Source organism: Moorella naiadis (nom. illeg.) (assembly GCF_051020825.1).
Taxonomy (GTDB): domain Bacteria; phylum Bacillota; class DSM-521; order Neomoorellales; family Neomoorellaceae; genus Neomoorella; species Neomoorella naiadis.
On record NZ_JAXGFQ010000008.1, the window covers coordinates 25,266 to 43,895 of the forward strand.

General features: G+C 57.3%; 17 protein-coding genes. 2 read left to right on the top strand and 15 right to left on the bottom strand.

Annotated elements, in window-relative coordinates; genetic code table 11:
* Positions 1-31: 31 nt before the first annotated feature.
* The 4 genes from SDD30_RS06915 to SDD30_RS06930 form a co-directional block, all read right to left on the bottom strand.
* Positions 32-1,105 carry a hypothetical protein gene (locus SDD30_RS06915; RefSeq protein WP_434074195.1) on the bottom strand — a complete coding sequence of 358 codons (1,074 nt, stop codon included), beginning with the start codon at positions 1,103-1,105 and terminating at the stop codon, positions 32-34.
* Positions 1,102-2,058 (bottom strand): sugar-binding transcriptional regulator, encoded by a 957-nt coding sequence (locus SDD30_RS06920; protein WP_434074196.1) that lies wholly within the window; start codon positions 2,056-2,058, stop codon positions 1,102-1,104. Before SDD30_RS06920 ends, SDD30_RS06915 begins: the two co-directional genes overlap by 4 nt.
* A 247-nt stretch (positions 2,059-2,305) precedes the next feature.
* Positions 2,306-3,334, bottom strand: coding sequence for a hypothetical protein (locus SDD30_RS06925; RefSeq protein ID WP_434074294.1), 1,029 nt, complete (start codon positions 3,332-3,334; stop codon positions 2,306-2,308).
* On the bottom strand, positions 3,318-5,525 hold the full coding sequence (locus SDD30_RS06930) for a DUF1156 domain-containing protein (protein ID WP_434074197.1): 2,208 nt from the start codon (positions 5,523-5,525) through the stop codon (positions 3,318-3,320). Before SDD30_RS06930 ends, SDD30_RS06925 begins: the two co-directional genes overlap by 17 nt.
* 416 nt (positions 5,526-5,941) lie before the next feature.
* Between SDD30_RS06930 and SDD30_RS06935 the strand changes: the two genes are divergently transcribed.
* Positions 5,942-6,241 carry a DUF6922 domain-containing protein gene (locus SDD30_RS06935; RefSeq protein WP_434074198.1) on the top strand — a complete coding sequence of 100 codons (300 nt, stop codon included), beginning with the start codon at positions 5,942-5,944 and terminating at the stop codon, positions 6,239-6,241.
* A 126-nt stretch (positions 6,242-6,367) separates the two neighbouring features.
* Here SDD30_RS06935 and SDD30_RS06940 read toward each other — a convergent pair whose 3' ends face one another.
* The 10 genes from SDD30_RS06940 to argC form a co-directional block, all read right to left on the bottom strand.
* A complete protein-coding gene (locus tag SDD30_RS06940) occupies positions 6,368-6,751 on the bottom strand; it encodes a nucleotidyltransferase family protein (protein ID WP_434074199.1) in 384 nt (127 codons plus the stop codon).
* Between the two features lie 199 nt (positions 6,752-6,950).
* Positions 6,951-7,595: a Fe-S-containing hydro-lyase gene (locus SDD30_RS06945; protein ID WP_434074200.1), complete on the bottom strand. Its 645-nt coding sequence runs from the start codon at positions 7,593-7,595 to the stop codon at positions 6,951-6,953.
* Between the two features lie 210 nt (positions 7,596-7,805).
* Positions 7,806-8,651, bottom strand: coding sequence for a fumarate hydratase (locus SDD30_RS06950; RefSeq protein WP_434074201.1), 846 nt, complete (start codon positions 8,649-8,651; stop codon positions 7,806-7,808).
* Positions 8,648-10,033, bottom strand: coding sequence for an argininosuccinate lyase (gene argH, locus SDD30_RS06955; protein ID WP_434074202.1), 1,386 nt, complete (start codon positions 10,031-10,033; stop codon positions 8,648-8,650). Before argH ends, SDD30_RS06950 begins: the two co-directional genes overlap by 4 nt.
* Positions 10,034-10,236: 203 nt before the next feature.
* Positions 10,237-11,451 (bottom strand): argininosuccinate synthase, encoded by a 1,215-nt coding sequence (locus SDD30_RS06960; RefSeq protein WP_434074203.1) that lies wholly within the window; start codon positions 11,449-11,451, stop codon positions 10,237-10,239.
* A gap of 12 nt (positions 11,452-11,463) precedes the next feature.
* Positions 11,464-12,408, bottom strand: coding sequence for an ornithine carbamoyltransferase (argF, locus tag SDD30_RS06965; RefSeq protein ID WP_434074204.1), 945 nt, complete (start codon positions 12,406-12,408; stop codon positions 11,464-11,466).
* Between the two features lie 109 nt (positions 12,409-12,517).
* A complete protein-coding gene (locus SDD30_RS06970) occupies positions 12,518-13,735 on the bottom strand; it encodes an acetylornithine transaminase (protein ID WP_434074205.1) in 1,218 nt (405 codons plus the stop codon).
* A gap of 59 nt (positions 13,736-13,794) precedes the next feature.
* A complete protein-coding gene (gene argB, locus SDD30_RS06975) occupies positions 13,795-14,685 on the bottom strand; it encodes an acetylglutamate kinase (RefSeq protein ID WP_434074206.1) in 891 nt (296 codons plus the stop codon).
* 16 nt (positions 14,686-14,701) lie between these two features.
* Positions 14,702-15,916 carry a bifunctional ornithine acetyltransferase/N-acetylglutamate synthase gene (gene argJ / locus SDD30_RS06980; protein ID WP_434074207.1) on the bottom strand — a complete coding sequence of 405 codons (1,215 nt, stop codon included), beginning with the start codon at positions 15,914-15,916 and terminating at the stop codon, positions 14,702-14,704.
* A gap of 56 nt (positions 15,917-15,972) precedes the next feature.
* Positions 15,973-17,013 carry an N-acetyl-gamma-glutamyl-phosphate reductase gene (gene argC / locus SDD30_RS06985; protein WP_434074208.1) on the bottom strand — a complete coding sequence of 347 codons (1,041 nt, stop codon included), beginning with the start codon at positions 17,011-17,013 and terminating at the stop codon, positions 15,973-15,975.
* Between the two features lie 220 nt (positions 17,014-17,233).
* On the opposite strand from argC, the gene SDD30_RS06990 reads away from it, so the two are divergent.
* On the top strand, positions 17,234-17,596 hold the full coding sequence (locus SDD30_RS06990; protein ID WP_434074209.1) for a hypothetical protein: 363 nt from the start codon (positions 17,234-17,236) through the stop codon (positions 17,594-17,596).
* Here the strand turns inward: SDD30_RS06990 and SDD30_RS06995 are convergent.
* Complete coding sequence (locus SDD30_RS06995; RefSeq protein ID WP_434074210.1) at positions 17,551-18,510, bottom strand: hypothetical protein; 960 nt, start codon at positions 18,508-18,510, stop codon at positions 17,551-17,553. The genes SDD30_RS06990 and SDD30_RS06995 overlap by 46 nt on opposite strands.
* Positions 18,511-18,630 lie beyond the last annotated feature (120 nt).

Sequence of the window (18,630 nt, forward strand, 5' to 3'; positions counted from 1 at the left end):
TCCTTTAAGTACTGCGTAAGTACTGCGGCCATCAATGTTTGTTAACTGGTTTGAGACAGGTTACCAGACCAGTATCTACTGCTACCGTCACTTCTTGCTCGCCACTTACTTTGCTTAAGGGATTGCCATCGACGCAGATTACAGTATTATCGAGTAAACCTTTTACTGCTACCCTGTCGCCGGTAGACAAACTGAAGCAGCGGGTTGTCACCGGTTCTACAGCCTCCATCTTGCCGGCGTCCAGGTTAATCCGCGTTAAGGGTTTATCGGCCACCACCAGCGCCGCCGGCGCCCTTGCCAGGGCTGTCAGGCAGACACCCCCGGCTACTGCCTTGCCGATATATCGCTCATCAACTGTACCGATAATTATTTGGCCGGCTTCACAACCTCTAGCTACCAGTAATGGTTGTTGCTTACGCCTCAACCAGACTTCCGTTTCCGGCCCGCCAACCGGCCGGACCGTACCCTGCTCATGTCGACCTGCCATCATGGCCGCGGCATCGACATCCAGTCGTTGACCCTGCACCGTGGCTGGAACGGTAAAGCCCAAGGTACAATCATTAAATCCTACCCCTAAAATTTCGTCAGCGACTCCAGCCACCAGTGCCGGGGGCTTAAAGGGCTGCAAAGACTGGAGCCACTGGTCGAGCTGCACCGCAGTAGCGCCCGCTAATTCCTCACCTTTAAAGGCGACAAGGGCTCCGACGTTGGTCGTTCCAATCCCCACACCCAAAAGCCGGACCTTAGTTCCCACGCCAACAGCTGGTAACATCTTTTGAGCTAAGAGAATGCCCAGCGCAGCATCAGCCAGGGTACCATCTCCCCCTACAACCACTAAAACTTCTGCTCCCGCCTGGCAGGCCAACCGCACGGCTGTGACAGTTTCGTCGCGATTACCCCTTGGCGTTATAGCCAGGGTGACCAGCGGTATACTATTTTCCCGGGCGATAATCGCTGCCGGCGATTCCGCTGGAACTAGCACCGCCGTTACGGGCATGAGAGCCCTCAAACCTGAAAATAGCCGCGGTAACTGGGTAGCAACAAACATGCGATTATATGCCGGGCCACGGCCAGCCTGCAGATTGATTAGTAGACCAATTTTCACTCTGCTCTATCCTCCCTGGCACTGCGTATTAACTCCTCGGCCGTGCTGAGATCTGTAACCAGAGTATTGATCCACCGCCCGCGCAGGGCTCCCAGGATACTCCGCACTTTTTCAGGCCCACCTGCCACTCCGATTACAGTAGGCACTTGTTGCAGCATCTCTAAATCCACGGCGATAATGCGTTCGTTTACCGGTGCCTGGCAAAGACGGCCGTATCCATCGAAGAAGCGGGCACAAATATCCCCGACTGCCCCCTGGCGCATCAAAGCAAGAACGTCGCTATCGCCAAAATAATTAGTCGACAACATGGGGGACACGGATATGGGCGGCCCAATACCCACTACCGCTACGGTAACCTGGGGCCATAAACCTATTTCTGTGCTTAAACTGGAATCGTTAATTAACGCTTCTTTAACTTCAGCAGAGCCTACCAGGGCCGGAGCATGGAGAGAATAGGCCGTACCACCGAAAACCTGGGCAATCGTATCGGCCAATTCATTAACCTGGAAATGACGCGGCAATTGCCCCATTCCACCTAACAATGGAACCACCTGGACTGCCCTTGGGGTTACGCCGTTGAGATTGATTGCCAGCTCATAAAGGGTAGCACCCCAGGAAATGCCAAGCACATCGCCTCCTTTGAGGATTTCATTGAGCAGGCCTGCCGCCGCTAAACCGATTGCCCGCCTGGAAGTACGCTCGGAAACCCCGCTCGGTGTTATGACACAAGCCTTAAGATTAAAGCGCCGCTGTAAAACCCTGGCAAGATCTTGGTCATGGTCATAAGGATTAATCACACGAATTTCCACAAAACCTTCTTTACGGGCCCTTTCAAGCAAGCGGGAAACAGTAGATCGCGAAAGTTGCATTTCAGTGGCAATTTCTTGTTGATTTAGACCTTCTTCATAGTATAACCGGGCTACCCGGATGATGTTTTTCGCCTCGCTATTCATATTATGTCTCCTCGGTTTGCACATTTGTGCTGGTAATGTGTTCACGTTAAAAGTATATTCGCGATGTTTTGCTTAATTCCTGCTAACATTAAATAAAAAATTAACTCCTCGTCCCGGGCCATTTTTACCCATGAAAGGAGTCCGCCTGGATCGACCATGCTATTAAGCCCTAATGCCGCTCCCTGATAAAGGACGGCGGCACGGGCCTGCCATTACACCTGGGACATCGCCTTTAAGTTAAATATGATCATTTGCTCCTGAACCCCTGCAGCCGCGTACACTCGAGCAAGCGGTCGAGCGTCTTTAAAGTAAAAACCTTACCCCAGGTTGCCATCAACAGCTTCTTCATATCTTCTTTGCGTACGCCAAAACCACGGCCAGCGATACAGGCAATTACCTCAAAACTTGGCTTCCTGTTTGCCTGTCGCTCCACACTCAACTCTTCCAGGTGCTGAACCCGGGTAACTTTATCGCGGGCCGTACCATCATCTCCGGTGATCTTAGCTTCGATAACCACCTGGGGATTAAATTCATCAGGGATAATAAAGTCTGGCGCCTGATCAAAACCAGGGATTTTTTCTGCTCTCTTCGTTTTGCGATAGCTAATACCGGCGCCCGCCAGGATTTCTTCAATAGCGTTTTCCAGTACATTACCTATAAGCTCAGAGACAGAATCCCGGTGCCCGGCAAAAGGGCGACCCAAAAACCTTTCATAAAGCAACATAGCATAGGGAACCCCCATACCAGCCAGGTTCCTGATACCTGCCAATCCACCGCCGGTATCCGCTTTATCAAGGCGATGGATCTTGCCCCCTTCTACCTGCGGAGCACCTTCCCAGAGTAACTGGCAGGCAGTTTCCAGCATGGAAATTACCCGCTGCTGTATTAAGGGAGAAAACTTAATTGGCGTCAAAGGGGACATTCTAATCCGCCTGTCCAATGCACGACTGAAGCCCTGGGAAATCTCTATGCCTGTTCTCTGAGTAGTAATGTAAGCCCATTCCGGCGGTGTAAAACCCATTATAGTCCGTAAAACAATCAATGCCAGCGGAACTTCTTTTACTGTCTCTAAAATTACGTCGGGGTGTAAAGAAATAAAGCCATTGGTGGCTTGCTTAAGGGCCTCATAGGCCCTGGCAAAAACCGGATATTCAATAAACCCCCGGCCTTTGGGTATAACCATGAATTCAGATTCCAGGCAAGAAAAAACTACCTCCACATAGGTGTCCAGGTCAGCCTGTAATTCCTCCAGTGGGGCTTCAAAAGGATACTTCATCACTACCTGCTCCATATTCAGATTCACCTTCACATACGATGGCTTCGCGTCTGGTCTTCAGCTGCACGCCATTTTCCTCTAAACAAGCCTCGATAGCGCTGGAACCCCCCAGTTCATCAATCATCCTGGCAATCAGGGCGAACTTTTTGTCCCAGTTCAGACTTTTATCCCATGTCGCCCGCAAATACCAGACGGCCAGCCGGATTAAGTGGCCGTAAATAATGCAACGAGTATCTCCCCGGGTGACAGGCACCCCGCCCTTTTCCAGTTCCTCTAGTTCCTTCATGATTAAGGCCGCAATTTTCTCCGGTTCTCTCATCAGCAGGCGCCGGGAAATGACACCGGTAGTCCGGCAGATGAAAACCGTATCTATAATGGAAGAACCGGTACCGTTGATATGGATGGATGCCGCCATTTCCGCCGGGCAGGGTAAAGTAGCCGTACAGGCCAGGCCGGCATCCAGCAGGGCCACGGCTACCGGGTAGTAAGCTTCAAGCCTGTTATGGTGATAAGTAAAAACAAAGGGGGCGCCCGGTTTTAAGGCTGCTGTCATATTTGAAAAAACCCGGCTAAGTCCCGCAGTAAAATCATCGATCCCCCGGGACATGGTAGTATTACCGGTGAGTTCTTCAGGGTTACGGGTTGTCCGGGCCGTAAACGCAGGATTACCAGCCCCGACCAAGCGCCTCAGCCATACATAACAAAAATCCATAAGCTCGGCATACTGCACATTGGCGAAGTAAGGAGGGTCGGTAAGAACGGCGTCCAGGGAAGAGGGTTCCAGGACGGCCGTGGTAGCGCTGGTGCACCTTAAATCAACTTCCCGCTGTTGCGTCATCCCCTGGTGGCGCTCCCCTATCCATTCTCCTTTGATCCATAACTGCTGTTTACGACCATTTACATGCCTGATTTCAAAAGGCCGCTGACAATAATCTTTAGCCTTTAAATATTTATCGACAATGTTGGTCCAGCCGCCACTACCAATATTTACGCCCGTTTTTTCTCCAGGTATCCCAAGCAGGTTGGATTCGCACTGGATTAAGCCGACGGGGAAACCGTGGACGGAGAAAATATCCAGGGATTTAAGGGCATAGGGGTCGTAACGACAAAGCATGTTCTGGTAGCGGAGCAGGTCGGAAAGGTTGGTCGCTAGGGCATTTTTTAGGCGTTCATTAGAATGATGGCTGATTTCCCGGGCGAGGAGTTCCAAACCCAGGAGCTGGCGTTCGTTAAACATCTCTCGATAGTAGCGATAACCCCAACGATGGAGCCGGTCGGTCTCATCACCAGCGGGTATTTCTTCTTCGGGAACATACTGCGACTGGAGCGCTTCCCAGGCACCAGCGGCTGCTGCAAATTTTGCCAGATCCTCCCTATCCGGTTTTTTAAAAAAGCGGCCCCGATGCCCAGGTTTACAATAGGAGCAGTGATATTCAATGGCTACCATCCGGTGCCCGGGAGGGCCACTTTCCGGATCGGGATAAGAATTGCTATGACCACAATGGGGGCAAGGGCAATGGTTACGGCCAGCAGGGCCTTTCGTTTTTAATTCTTCGCCGCAATTATAGCAGTGGCCGGGATTTCTTCTATCCCCAATTTCGTTAAGGTCACCGCAGGCGGAACAGATTACGACATCTTGGGGGTGACGCCCCTTTTGCGCCAGGATATATCCTGGAAAGAGATCAAATTCCCGGCCGCAATTATGACAGCGCTGCACCTTTACCCAGAGGAAGTATTTTACCAGGGCATCCTGGCGCCCACATATGGGACATCTAGTCCGGTAATAAGAGCCGACCCTTTCCTCCAGAAAGGCTCCGATTTCCCTGGCAGCCTGCTGGTAGGCCTCAAGGTCCAGATGTTCAATCTCTTGACGCACAATCCAGTAAGCCATGGGGTTTATGTCGTAGCCCAGGACATGGCAGCCAAGCCTGTTGGCCTCAAGAAGTGGTGTACCTCCACCCATAAATGGGTCGGCTACTCGTAAACCCTGAAAATTGTGAGGGCGGTAATAATTATCGGTCAGCTTACCTGACGCAAATTCTGCCAGTAATAAGCTACGAAATAACGTACCAGGCCGGCGGGCAAACCATTTGTGCACGGTAATGATGGGCCGGTAATTCTGTTGGATTTGCTTTTCATGCAGGGCCAGGTTGGCCACAAAGGCTATGTTGAAGTTACGTTCGATGCTCATAAAAGCGCTCCGGTAAAATTTTTCATTACCGAACAATATATTCGACGCGTTCTATTGGTTACCTGCCTGATTGGCAAACTTTACGGAAGCCCCCCAATAAAAGTTCCTTGTGTATCATTTTTGGTATAAAAATCTTGCCCCATTGCTTTTTCACCAGATCTTACTTTCGCAAATGAGACAAGGCTATTAGCATGGAAGTATCAGCTGCAACCTTCAAGTGCCATAGCCGCCAACCGCTGGTAAACTTTCGCATCCAGATAAGAAATGATATAATTATTCTGGTTTAGGAGAGACAGAAAGGTTGGCCTACCGGAATTGTCTTCAGGATAGACACTCAGGCCGCTGGCGCGGCACCAGCAGAAGGATGAAATGGGAAGGCGTTTTATTTTCAGGTAGTACGGAGGTAGGAGATTCTCTTGTCCTTACCCGTCTTCTTAAAAAAGTTCTTCTGGGATGTGCCCTTCGCCGCCCTGGATGCCCGGACCGATTCGTATTTTATCCTCGAGCGTTTATTGGAATATGGGGATACCCGGGCCATCGGCTGGGTTTTACAGCAGTATAGCGACGAAAAGCGCCTGGAAGTAATCAAAACCAGTCCCCGGCTATCAGCCAAAACGGGCTACTTCTGGTGTTATTATTATCACCTGAAGAAGGAGGACCTCCGGTGTTTGCAACCGCCCTCCCACCGCAGGGGCAGGGAGCATTGGAACTACTGAGTTCTGCCGGCATACTGCAGGACTTCTACCTGGCCGATGACACAGCCCTGGCCTTATACCTGGGCCATCGCCTTTCCAAAGACCTGGATTTCTTTTCGCCTGCTTCCATAGATACCCTGATCTTGTTCATATCTCCATCCCTTCGCTTTCAATAGCTTGCCGTAGAGAATCCCGGCAGTCTGCTGGGTCGACCAAATCAACTTTAAATTTATCGCTCAGGCCCGTCACCGCCCCTACCGCCGCGTAAAACCGGTCGTCAGGAATGCCCCACGCCGCCAGGTCGACATCAGACCAACGAGTAAACCGGGAGCGATCAACAAGGGAGCCAAAGACCGCCACTTTTTTAGCAGAGTATCCCCCTTTCAAGATAGTCGCAGCTCTTTTCGCCACTTGCCAGGCTTCTTGGTAACGCTCTGCTAGATATGTGTCAACAGGCGACAAACTGTCAGCAAGAGCTAAAGGATATTTTTTAGCGTAATAGGTAGCCAGTTTGTCTGATTGTGTACCCAATTTTAGCTCCCTCCCCATAATTAACATCCCGCCTGATGGTGAGCATAATTCACAGAAATCACTCGCCGCCTTTTTGTCTCCATTTTACCCCAGGGCTGCCAGATTATCAATATAACCATCTTACCTGCAAAATAGCGCCCGGCTAAAAGTAAAGCCGGGCGCCTGCAAGCCAGGATAATATTTGCCGTTAAGAACCTACCTACACCCTGTACCGGGCCAGGGCGTCGGTATAAAGATCGCCGCCATAGCAATCGTTAATTACTGTAACCGGCAGGTCCTCAACCTCCATAAGGCGCAGGGCCTCGGGCCCCAGGTCGGGATAGGCGATTACCTCCGCCCTTTTAATGCACCGGGCGATTAAGGCCCCGGACCCGCCTACGGCGGCAAAGTAAACGGCTTTATGGTCCACCAGGGCCTTCTTGACTTCCGGCGAACGATAACCCTTACCGATCATACCCTTCAGGCCGGTGGCGGCGATTAACCGTGGGGTATAGGGGTCCATGCGGCTGCTGGTGGTAGGCCCGGCGGAGCCGATAACCCGTCCGGGCGTGGCCGGGGCCGGACCCACATAGTAAATAACCTGGCCCCGCAGGTCGACAGGTAATGCCTCGCCCCGGTCCAGGAGCTCGATTAACCTTTTATGGGCGCTGTCCCGGGCGGCGTAGACGACGCCGCCGACCAGCACCCGGTCCCCGGCCCGCAGGGCCGCCACATCGGCATCTGCCAGGGGAGTGCGAATATGCTTTATCTCCTTTGCCGGTACTTTATCTATTGCCAGTTGCCCCCGGCAGGAGGGGCCCTCCCCCTGGATTGCTTTTATATGCCCTTGAAGCTCACCCTTCATCTCCCGCCCTCCCTTGGCAACGAAGATTTCCAAATTCAGCGCTAATAACATGATTATCCTACCGGTTAAGGCCTTCGTTACCACCTATAAGGTCTTCGTCTATCGCCCAGCTTCCCCGCTTGTCCTCCCGCACCTGAAGACACTTGCTTTTTTACCACACAGGTTCACGGCTTGTCACGCCTGTATAAAGGCCGGGCGTTTGCGACCTGCCTACAGGGTAACGCTCTTATGCCGGGCGGCGTGGCACTGGATATTCACGGCTACGGGCAGGCTGGCAAGATGGCGGGCAAAGATCGCGACGTGCACCGCCAGGGCCGTGACCCGGCCACCGAAGCCCTGGGGTCCGATACCCAGGTTATTGATGGCCGTTAGCAGCTCGTTTTCCAGGGAGGCAACCTCCGCTAGAGGGTGGGGCTGACCCAGGGGCCGCAGCAGGGCCTCCTTGGCCAGGAGGGTGCACTTTTCGAAGTTGCCGCCGATGCCTACCCCGACGATAATGGGCGGGCAGGGGTTGGGACCGGCCTTTTTTACCGTAGCAAGGACAAACTCCTTAACACCCCGGACGCCGGCGGCCGGCGTCAGCATGGCCACCGCGCTCATATTCTCACTGCCGCCGCCCTTAGGCGCTACGGTGATGGTCAATCTATCGCCGGGAACAATTTTCGTATGGATAATGGCCGGCGTGTTGTCCCCGGTATTCCGACCGTCCAGGGGCGGGTAAACCATAGATTTACGTAGGTAACCCTCCGTATACCCCCGGCGGACGCCGGCGTTAACGGCGTCATAAAGATAGCCGCCCTGCACCTGCACCTCCTGCCCCAACTCCAGGAAAACTACTGCCGCCCCCGTATCCTGGCAGATGGGCACCTTCTCGGCGGCGGCGATGGCGGCATTCTCCAGGAGCTGGCACAAGACATCCTTCCCCTGGGGCGAGACTTCCCGGGCCAAAGCCCCTGCCAGGGCTTCCCGCACGTCCTCACCCAGGTAGTAATTGGCCTCCCGGCAAAGGTCGGCCACCGCCCGGGTAATCTCGTCGCAGGTAATGATCCTGGTCACCCGTTTCCCCTCCCGGCAAGGAGCTTCCTGGCCCGCTCTATGGCCTGGGCCACGGCCGCCGGGGCCGGGCCGCCGGGGAGGTTGCGGCCGTTGACGCAGGCTTCAGCTGAGAGGCAGGCGTAAATATCCTCAGTAAAAAGGGGCGAAAAGGACTGCCACTCCGCCAGGCTTAAATCCTGGAGGCTGCGGCCGGCCTGCAGGCAGTGCAGGACCAGGGAGCCGACGACGGCGTGGGCCTCGCGGAAGGGCAGACCCTTGCGTACCAGGTACTCAGCCACATCGGTGGCCGCGGCAAAGCCGCTGGCGGCGTCAGCCTGCAGGCGCTCCACCCGGAAGCGGGCCGTTTGCAGCATGGGGGTAAAGACCAGGAGACAGCCCTTAACCGTATCCAGGACGTCAAAGAGGGTTTCTTTATCCTCCTGCAGGTCTTTGTTGTAGGCCAGGGGCAAGCCCTTTAAAACCGTCAGCATGCCCATCAGGTGGCCGTACACTCGGCCGGTCTTACCCCGCACCAGTTCCGCCACGTCGGGGTTCTTCTTCTGGGGCATCATGCTGGAACCGGTGCTGTAGGCGTCGTCCAGCTCCAGGAAGCCGAACTCCTCGCTGGACCAGAGGATAATCTCCTCGGCCAGGCGGCTCAGGTGCATCATGATCAAGGAAGCGGCGGCCAGGAAATCGACGACAAAATCGCGGTCGGCCACGGCATCCAGGGAGTTGGCGCTGATGGCCCGGAAACCCAGCTCCCGGGCCACCATCTCCCGGTCAATAGGCAGGGTGGTCCCGGCCAGGGCGCCGGCGCCCAGGGGCATGACATCCACCCGGACCAGGCAGCCGTCCAGGCGCTGCTGGTCGCGGTAAAACATCTCGAAGTAGGCCAGGAGGTGGTGGGCCAGGGTGACGGGCTGGGCCTTCTGCAGGTGGGTATAACCGGGCATGACGGTGTGGAGATGTTGCGCGGCCAGGTTCACCAGGACCTGCTGTAAGCCGGCCAGGAGTTCCTTGACGGCGGGAATCTCTCCTTTTAAATACAGGCGCAAATCCAGGGCCACCTGGTCATTGCGACTGCGGGCCGTATGCAGCTTCTTGCCGGCCTCGCCAATGCGCTCGGTGAGAAGCTTTTCGATATTCATGTGGATGTCCTCGGCGCCCACGTCGAAGGCTACCCGGCCCGCCTCGATGTCGGCCCGGATTTCCTCCAGGCCTTTGATAATGGCTGCACCTTCGGCCGGGGTGATGAGGCCTACCGCTGCCAGCATGCGGGCATGGGCGATGGAACCGGCGATGTCCTCTTTATAGAGGCGCTGGTCGAAGCTGATGGAGGAGTGGAAGTCCTCCACCAGCCGGTCGGTTGTCCTGGTAAAGCGTCCGCCCCAGAGCTTCATAGAGATACTCCTTTTGTTATATGTAATGCCGGCGGTACAGGCTCAGGCTGGCGTGCTAGGCTTCGTCTCTAAAGGTATGATGCGATCCCCATCCCGTTCACCGCCGCCTTGGTTCGGCTTCGCTGAGTTTGCTGATGCCTCAAACCAAAGTCGCCTTTCGCCTGTAGCCGCCGGCACTTCCATACCGCATATGCTATGCCGTATTACCTCAAACCGGCCTTCTGCTCCATCAACGCCCTGACCTTAAGGGGCAGGCCGAAGAGGTTGATGAAACCGGTAGCGTCCTTGTGGTCGTAGTCGCCGCCGGCGCCGAAGGTGACCAGGTCCTCACTGTAGATAGAGTAAGGCGATTTAGCTCCGGCCGGGGTGCAGCGGCCCTTATAGAGCTTCAGGCGCACCGTCCCGGTCACCGTCGCCTGGGTGCTGTCCACAAAGGCATCCAGGGCCTTTTTCAGGGGAGAGAACCAGTTGCCGTCGTAGACCAGCTCGGCGTATTTGGCGGCTACTATTTCCTTGAAGTGCATGGTCATCCGATCCAGGGTCAGGTACTCCAGTTCCCGGTGGGCGATATAAAGGACGGTCCCCCCGGGGGTTTCATAAACGCCCCTGGATTTCATACCCACCAGGCGGTTCTCGACAATATCGTCGATGCCGACGCCGTTGGCCGCCGCCAGGTCATTAAGCCTGGCAACCAGGGCAACGGCGTCGAGCTTTTCCCCGTCCACAGCCACAGGAATACCCTTTTCAAAGTCAATGGTCACGTAGGCCGGCTGATCCGGGGTCTGTTCCGGCGGGGTAATGATAAGGTAAAGGTCGTCCTGCGGTTCATTCCAGGGGTCTTCCAGGTCGCCGCCCTCGTGGCTCAGGTGCCAGAGGTTGCGGTCCATGCTGTAGGGCCGGTCCTTGGTCACCGGTACCGGGATGCCCCGGGCGGCGGCGTAATCCATGGCCTCTTCCCGGGAGCGGATGTTCCAGATACGCCAGGGGGCGATGACTTTCAGCCGGGGATTCAGGGCCTTGACCCCCAGCTCAAAGCGGACCTGGTCGTTACCCTTACCGGTGGCGCCGTGGGCGATGGCCGTGGCCCCTTCCTTGGCCGCAATTTCCACCAGGCATTTGGCTATCAGGGGCCGGGCGAAGGAGGTGCCCAGGAGGTACTTGCCCTCATAAACGGCCCCGGCCTTGAGGGTGGGCCAGATGTACTCCTCGACGAATTCTTTCTTTTTATCAAGAATGTAGATCTTGCTGGCTCCGGTCTTAATGGCCTTTTCCTCTAGCGGTTCCAATTCCTCACCCTGGCCGACGTCGACGGCCACGGCGATGACCTCATAACCGTAGTTTTCCTTGAGCCAGGGGATAATGATGGAGGTATCCAGCCCGCCGGAATAGGCGAGGACTACTTTTTCGGCCATTGTCATGACTCCTTTCTGTTAGCCCATCAGTGCCGCCATGATAGCCTTGTGGGCGTGAAGGCGGTTCTCGGCCTCATCAAAGACGGCCGACTGGGGTCCGTCCATGACCTCGTCGGTGATCTCCTCGCCCCGGTGGGCGGGCAGGCAGTGGAGGACCATGGCGTCGGGTTTGGCCAGTTGGAGGAGGTCGCTGTTGATCTGGAACTTGCGGAAGGCCTGGCGCCGTTTCTCGGCCTCTTCCTCCTGGCCCATACTCGCCCAGACATCGGTGTAAAGGACATCGGCACTCGCGGCCGCCTCTTTGAGGTTATTGGTAACGGCGATCTGGCAGCCGTTGTCGGCGGCCATGCGCCGGGCCTCTTCCACTACCTGGGGCATGGGCTCGTAGCCGGAGGGGCAGGCGATGGTGACGTTGAGGCCCACCCGGGCGCCGCCGTACATCAGGGAGTGGGCTACGTTATTGCCGTCACCGATAAAGGTCAGGTTCAATCCTTTAATCTTGCCCTTCCACTCGCGGATGGTCATGATATCCGCCAGGGCCTGGGTGGGGTGCAGGAAATCCGTCAAGCCGTTGATGACCGGGATGGAGGCGTGCTCCGCCAGTTCCTCCACATCCCGGTGGGAATAGGTCCGGATCATGATCCCGTCCAGGTAACGGGAAAGGACCCGGGCGGTGTCGGCAATGGTCTCCCCCCGGCCCAACTGCAGGTCGTCTTTGGTGAGGAAAAGGGGGTACCCCCCCAGCTGGTACATACCGACTTCAAAGGAGACCCTGGTGCGGGTGGAACGTTTGGTAAAGATCATCCCCAGGGTTTTACCAGCCAACAGGGGATGGGGTTCTCCCTTCTTGAGTTTAGCCTTGAGGTCCTCGGCCAAATCCAGGAGGTAGAGAATCTCGGCAGTGGTAAAATCCTTCAGGGAAATGAAGTCGCGGCCTTTAAGGCTCCCGGCAAGATCGGCCATCAACATGCACTCCTTTCATCCTCGTGTTCCTTTTTATGTTCCTTATTTTACCTCAATTTGACCCTTAATTTTACCCTTAATTTTGACCTCAAACCAGAATTTTAGGCTGCTACTGTTGGCCTGCGGCAGCCTCACCCAGGACCTCCTGCAGGGCTTCCCTTAAGATGGCCACCGCCCGGTCGATATCCTCACGGGTAACAATTAGGGGCGGTATAAAGCGGAGAACATGACCGTGGATGGCGTTGATTAGAAGGCCCCGCTCCTGGCAGGCGGCCACCACCGCTGCTGCCGGGCCATCGATCTCTACGCCCAGCAAGAGGCCGCGGCCCCGCACCTCGGTGAGCTGCGGGAATTCCCGCACCAATCCCTCCAGTTGCCGGCGGAAATACTCCCCCTGCTCCCGGGCGTTCGCGACGACCTCCTCTGCCAGCAGGGCCTTGAAGGCCGCCACCCCGGCCGCCGTCGCCAGGGGATTGCCGCCAAAGGTGGAGGCGTGGTCCCCGGGGGCAAAGGCAGCCGCCGCCTTTTCTTTAGCCAGCATGGCGCCGATGGGCACGCCGCCGGCCAGGGCCTTGGCCAGGGTGAGGATGTCGGGCTCAACATCGTAATACTGGTAGGCGAAGAGGTACCCCGTCCGGCCCAGGCCACACTGGACCTCGTCAAAAATAAGCAGGAGTCCCTCGTCGTCGCAGAGGGCGCGCACGGCCTGAAGGTAGTCCTTATTAGCCGCGTAGACGCCGCCTTCCCCCTGGACGGGTTCCAGCATGACGGCGCAGGTGCGGGGGCCGATCGCTGCCCGCAGGCTAGAGAGATCGTTGAAGGGGACGTATCTAAAGCCTGCCGGCAGGGGGGCAAAGCCCCGGTGGAACATCTCCTGGCCGGTGGCCGTCAGGGTGGCCAGGGTGCGGCCGTGGAAGGAACGGCGCATGGAGATAATCTCGTAGCTTTCCGGCCCCCGGTGCTCCTTGGCGTACTTGCGAGCGAGCTTCATGGCCGCCTCGTTGGCCTCAGCGCCGCTATTGCAGAAAAAGACCTTATCCAGGGCCGAGTTCTCTACCAGCAGCCGGGCCAATTCCACCTGGGGCTCAATCCAGTAAAGGTTGGAGCAATGCAGGAGCTTGCCGGCCTGTTCCCGGATGGCCTCCACTACCCGGGGATGACAGTGTCCCAGGGAGTTGACGGCCAGGCCGGCGACAAAGTCCAGGTATTCCTTGCCGTCGGCATCCCAGACCCGGGCGCCCTCGCCGCGGACAATAGCCATAGGGTAGCGCCCGTAAGTCCGCATGACGTATTTTTCTCCCTGGGCGACAATAGTCGCGTTATCCATCTTCGTCCCCCTCCAAAATAAGATGTGAGAAGTGCCACCATGAACGGCTCAACCCGGCCTTACCCTGGCACCACCATGGTCCCCACACCGGTATCGGTGAAGACCTCCAGGAGAATGGAATGGGGGATACGGCCGTCGATAATATGGGTCTTTTTGACGCCGCCCTCCAGGGCGCGGATACAGCAGTTGACTTTAGGGATCATGCCGCCGGCAATAACGCCCTGCTGGATCAGTTCTGGTACCCGGTCAACCTCCAGGGAGGAGATCAGGGAGGCGGGGTCGTCCCGGTCGGCCAGGATACCCTCGACGTCCGTCAGCAGGACCAGTTTATCAGCCTGCAGGGCTACGGCCAGCTCGCCGGCCACCAGGTCGGCGTTGATGTTATAGCTCTCCCCCTCTGGCCCCACGCCGATGGGCGCGACTACGGGGATATAGCCCTCGGCGATGACGGTCTCAATGATACCAGGGTTAATCTGCTCCACCTGGCCTACATAACCAAGGTCCAGATCCATTTCAGCGCCGTCCTTCTGGACGTGGGCCACCTGTTTACTGGCTTCGATAAGGTGGCCGTCCTTGCCGCAGAGGCCGATGGCCTTGCCGCCATAGCGGTGGAGATTGGCGACAATCTCCTTATTAATCTTCCCGACCAGGACCATTTCCACAATCTCCATGGTCTCGGCGTCGGTTACCCGCTGGCCCTGGATAAACTGGGACTGCTTGCCCAGGCGTTTTAGCATGCTGGTGATTTCCGGCCCGCCGCCGTGGACGATGACCGGCCGCATGCCTACCAGGTGCATAAGGACGGCGTCCTGCATGACGGCTTTTTTTAGCTCGCAGTTGACCATGGCGTGGCCGCCGTATTTGATGACGACGGTTTTGCCGTAGAACTGGCGGATATAGGGCAGGGCTTCGATCAAGATACCTGTCTTTTCCAGGGGCGAAAGGGTCATCACCGGTCCCTCCTAATTATGTCCGGTACGAGGCGTTGATCTTTACATAATCGTAGGTCAAGTCGCAACCCCAGGCGGTGGCTGCAGCGGCACCCTGGTTTAAGTCCAGGATGATCGTTATCTCGTCTTCCTTTAAGATGGCTGCTGCCTTTTCCTCACTGAAGGGCAGGGGTTCGCCGCCGGCAGTCATGGCCTCGCGACCGGCACGGCTGGCCAGGTAGATATCGATCTTCTCCGGGTCGATTTCAGCGCCGGAGTAGCCGGCAGCGCAAATGATGCGGCCCCAGTTAGCGTCGGCGCCAAAGATGGCGCTCTTGACCAGGTTGGAACCGGCTACAGCCCGGGCCACCTGGCGGGCCGCCATCTCGGTGGCGGCGCCGTGAACCTCCACGGTTATCAGCTTGCTGGCCCCCTCCCCGTCCCGGGCAATGAGGCGGGCCAGGTAACGGCAGACGTACTCCAACCCGTTGCGAAAAACGGCGTGCTCCTCGATGGTCAGGGGGGCATTATCAGCGCAGCCGTTGGCCAGGATGACGGCCATATCGTTGGTGCTGGTGTCACCGTCGATGGTGACCATGTTAAAGGTCCGGTCCACTACCGTCCGCAGGGCCTGCTTCAGGTCTTCCGGTTCTATGGCCACGTCGGTGGTCAGGAAACAGAGCATGGTGCCCATATTGGGGTGGATCATGCCGGAACCCTTAGCAATGCCGGCGATGGTCACCGTCGCACCCCCCAGGGGGAGCTGGACGGCGATCTCTTTTATCCGGGTGTCGGTGGTCAAGATGGCTGCCGCCGCGTCGCCGCCGCCCTCTACCGCCAGTCCGGCGGCCGCGGCCTCGATGCCGGCAGTGATTTTATCCATGGGTAAGGGCACGCCGATGACGCCGGTGGAGGCCACCACCACCTGCCAGGGCTCGCAGCCCACGGCTGCCGCCGTGACGGCGGCCATCTCCCGGGCATCCCGGTAACCGCGCTCCCCGGTACAGGCGTTGGCGTTGCCGCTGTTGGCGACAATGGCCCGGGCCCCGCCGGACTTCAGGTGTTCGGCCGTCACCAGCAGGGGAGCAGCTTTGACCCGGTTGCGGGTATAGACGGCTGCCGCCGTGGCCGGCACCTCGCTGACGATGAGGGCCAGGTCCAGTTTATCTTTTTTCAAACCGGCGTGGACGCCGGCAGCGACAAATCCCCGCGGGGCGGTAATGCCGCCGGCAACCGGCTGCAAGTCTTGCATCTTTTTCAGCCTCCAAAGGGCCCCTGAGGGCTGGATATAGTAGTTCTTGGCGTTCATTACGGACACAGGCCCGGACCTGCCAGGGCCATGGTCTCCGGGAAGCCAAACATCAGGTTCAAATTCTGTACCGCTTGGCCGGAGGCGCCCTTGGTCAGGTTGTCAATGGCGCTGGCGACTACCACCCGGCCGGTACGGCTGTCGACGGCCAGGTTGATATGGCAATTGTTGCTGCCGTAAACCCAGCGGGTGTGGGGCCACTGGCCCGGGGGCAGGAGATGGACAAAGGCGGCGCCGGCGTAAAACTCCCGGTAAACCTGGCGGAGTTCGGCTTCGGTTGCCGGCCGCGCCAGGGAGGCGTACATGGTGCTCAAGATGCCCCGGCTGATGGGCAGCAGGTGGGGGGTAAAGGTTACCGTGACCGCCCTGCCGGCCAGGGCGCTCAATTCTTGTTCAATCTCCGGGGTATGGCGGTGCCCGGCGACACCGTAGGGATTGATATTCTCGTTGCACTCGACAAAGAGGCTGGTGACCTTCGCTCCCCGCCCGGCCCCGGAAACCCCGGTCTTGGAGTCAATAATAATAGTTTCCGGGTCAATATAGCCGCCTTGAAGTAAGGGCGCCAGGCCCAGGATGGCGCTGGTGGGGAAACAACCGGGATTGGCCACCAGGCCGGCGCTGCGGATAGCCTCCCGGTGGATTTCCGGCAGGCCGTAGACGGCCCGGGCCGCCAGCTTATGGTTGCCGTGCGGGACTTTGTACCACTCCTCGTAAGTCCCGGCGTCCCGGAAGCGCCAGTCGGCACCCAGGTCAATTACCTTGATCCCTCGCTCCCGGGCTCTAGTAGCTACCGGGACGGCATGGCCGTGGGGCAGGGCGATAAAGATTACCTCCGCCCGGTCCATAACCTCTTCGGGGGTTAAATCCTCACAGTTAAGATCCGTGGAGCCGGTCAGGGCCGGGTAAACGCCGGCCATCTCTTCCCCGGCGTAGCTGCGTGAAGTAAGGGCCACCAGTTCCACCTGCGGGTGCCGGCTCAAGATCCGCACCAGCTCCGCTCCAGTATACCCGGTGGCGCCGATGATTCCGACTTTAATCAAGGAAGGAACCTCCTGCGAAAATGGATGTGGGAAGTTGGAATGGCTGTATGTCGTCACCGGAGTTCCTTCACCCCGTGTTTATAATTATACAATAGTGGTGCATAAAAATGCAATAGGGGGGTAAAATTTTACTTTGCCTTAATATTGACAGCCTTTACCATCGTCCTGACCATAGCCGCCACCTCTACCTCGGAGAACCGCCTGGTTTCGCCTGGGCTGGTTGCAGACCGGGCAGATCATCGGCCTGGTAATGGGGTCCTTGATCGGCGGTGTCCCGGCTGATATTTTTTCCTTCCAGGTGGTCTTCATGCTGGCCGGTTCCGGGGTCATCCTGGCGATTACCCTGGTCCATGAAGATTTCCGCCCTGTCAACGCGATGGCGGTCACTACGCCGGTCGCCGCAACCAAAGAAAAAAACGGCCTGGCGGGGCTACTCTCCTGGCCGTTGATTATCTATATCCTCCTTGTGGTCATTTTCCTGTCCCAGTTTCCCTTGCGGACCTTAAAAATACTTCCGGCTACCATTATTGCCTTTAACTATATTAATCCCGGCAGAAGGTCCACCTGGGTTTTCAGGATATAGCCCACCTGGCCGCCCTTCGTCTTCACCCGCCAGTAGGCGGGTTCCTCCGGTTGCAGCCAGGAGAGGAGGTCTTCATCCTCCAGAACGGCTACCTTTTCCCCGGCCGCCAGCTGCCCGCAGTCGACATACTTATTGCCCCGGCGCTCCTTTAAAGGAGCGGCAGCGTTGAGCCGTCCCTCGGCCATGACCATGGCCCCCCAGGCCGGTTCCCAGCGATAGGTGTGGGCGACTGTCCGGCTCTGGAGCTTGGTCCGGGGGCCGTCAACCGCCGGCGCCGACCAGAGGATTTGGTTACTGATGGCCTTAATGGCCAGTTTACCCTCCGAGCGAGTAAAATCGGTAGTTACCTGCTCGCTAACCCCCTGCCAACCTTCCCCCCGGGCCAGCCACTTTTTGTTCCAGCGCTCCTCGTTCCCGGCCACCTTGCGCCAGATCTCCTGCAGCTTGTCACCCTCCCAGGTATACAGGGCATAAAAACTACTCAGGAAATAGGCCCCGAAGCGTTCGTCCAGGAGTTCCCGGATCAGAAGGGCGTTACGCCCTGTTTCCAGTTGGACGACCTTGACCTCCTGAAGGGGCAGGGTATTCAGGGTAGTCAGCAGTACCGGCTGCCCGTCCTTCTGGCTGAAGACCCCCAGCAAGCCCTTATCTTTAGATAAAGTGACGCCGATAATCTTCTCCACCCCGGCAGCCGGGGCCACATCCCCCTCGGCCTGGAGATTATAGACCCCTGCCTGCCGGCCCTGGGCCAGTTCCTCCAGAATCCCTTGCCCGCCCCGGGCCTCCTGGCCCATTACTGCCAGATCCCGCGCCTCGTAAGGATCCGGTTGCCCCGTGGCCGTTCGCTGCCAGAAAACGACGGCCGCTAACGCCAGGATTACTATAGCCCGGAGCCACAACCTGCGGTGATTCATGTCCACCCCTCCCATCCTTTAAATTTTTATGCACGAGGATGGCAGGTATGAATGAATAGCCCTTCCTTCTCACCCGGTCGGAGGGATTGCGTTCAGCCAAGCAACAATCGCCTTAGCTTG

Coding starts and splice junctions, on each gene's coding strand:
- SDD30_RS06930 (WP_434074197.1), bottom strand. CDS start 5,525: ATGAGCATCGAACGTAACTTCAACATAGCCTTTGTGGCCAACCTGGCC.
- argB (WP_434074206.1), bottom strand. CDS start 14,685: ATGACCCTTTCGCCCCTGGAAAAGACAGGTATCTTGATCGAAGCCCTG.
- argH (WP_434074202.1), bottom strand. CDS start 10,033: ATGAAGCTCTGGGGCGGACGCTTTACCAGGACAACCGACCGGCTGGTG.
- SDD30_RS06970 (WP_434074205.1), bottom strand. CDS start 13,735: ATGGATAACGCGACTATTGTCGCCCAGGGAGAAAAATACGTCATGCGG.
- SDD30_RS06945 (WP_434074200.1), bottom strand. CDS start 7,595: ATGAAGGGTGAGCTTCAAGGGCATATAAAAGCAATCCAGGGGGAGGGC.
- argJ (WP_434074207.1), bottom strand. CDS start 15,916: ATGCAAGACTTGCAGCCGGTTGCCGGCGGCATTACCGCCCCGCGGGGA.
- SDD30_RS06925 (WP_434074294.1), bottom strand. CDS start 3,334: ATGAAGTATCCTTTTGAAGCCCCACTGGAGGAATTACAGGCTGACCTG.
- SDD30_RS06960 (WP_434074203.1), bottom strand. CDS start 11,451: ATGACAATGGCCGAAAAAGTAGTCCTCGCCTATTCCGGCGGGCTGGAT.
- argF (WP_434074204.1), bottom strand. CDS start 12,408: ATGGCCGATCTTGCCGGGAGCCTTAAAGGCCGCGACTTCATTTCCCTG.
- SDD30_RS06995 (WP_434074210.1), bottom strand. CDS start 18,510: ATGAATCACCGCAGGTTGTGGCTCCGGGCTATAGTAATCCTGGCGTTA.
- SDD30_RS06920 (WP_434074196.1), bottom strand. CDS start 2,058: ATGAATAGCGAGGCGAAAAACATCATCCGGGTAGCCCGGTTATACTAT.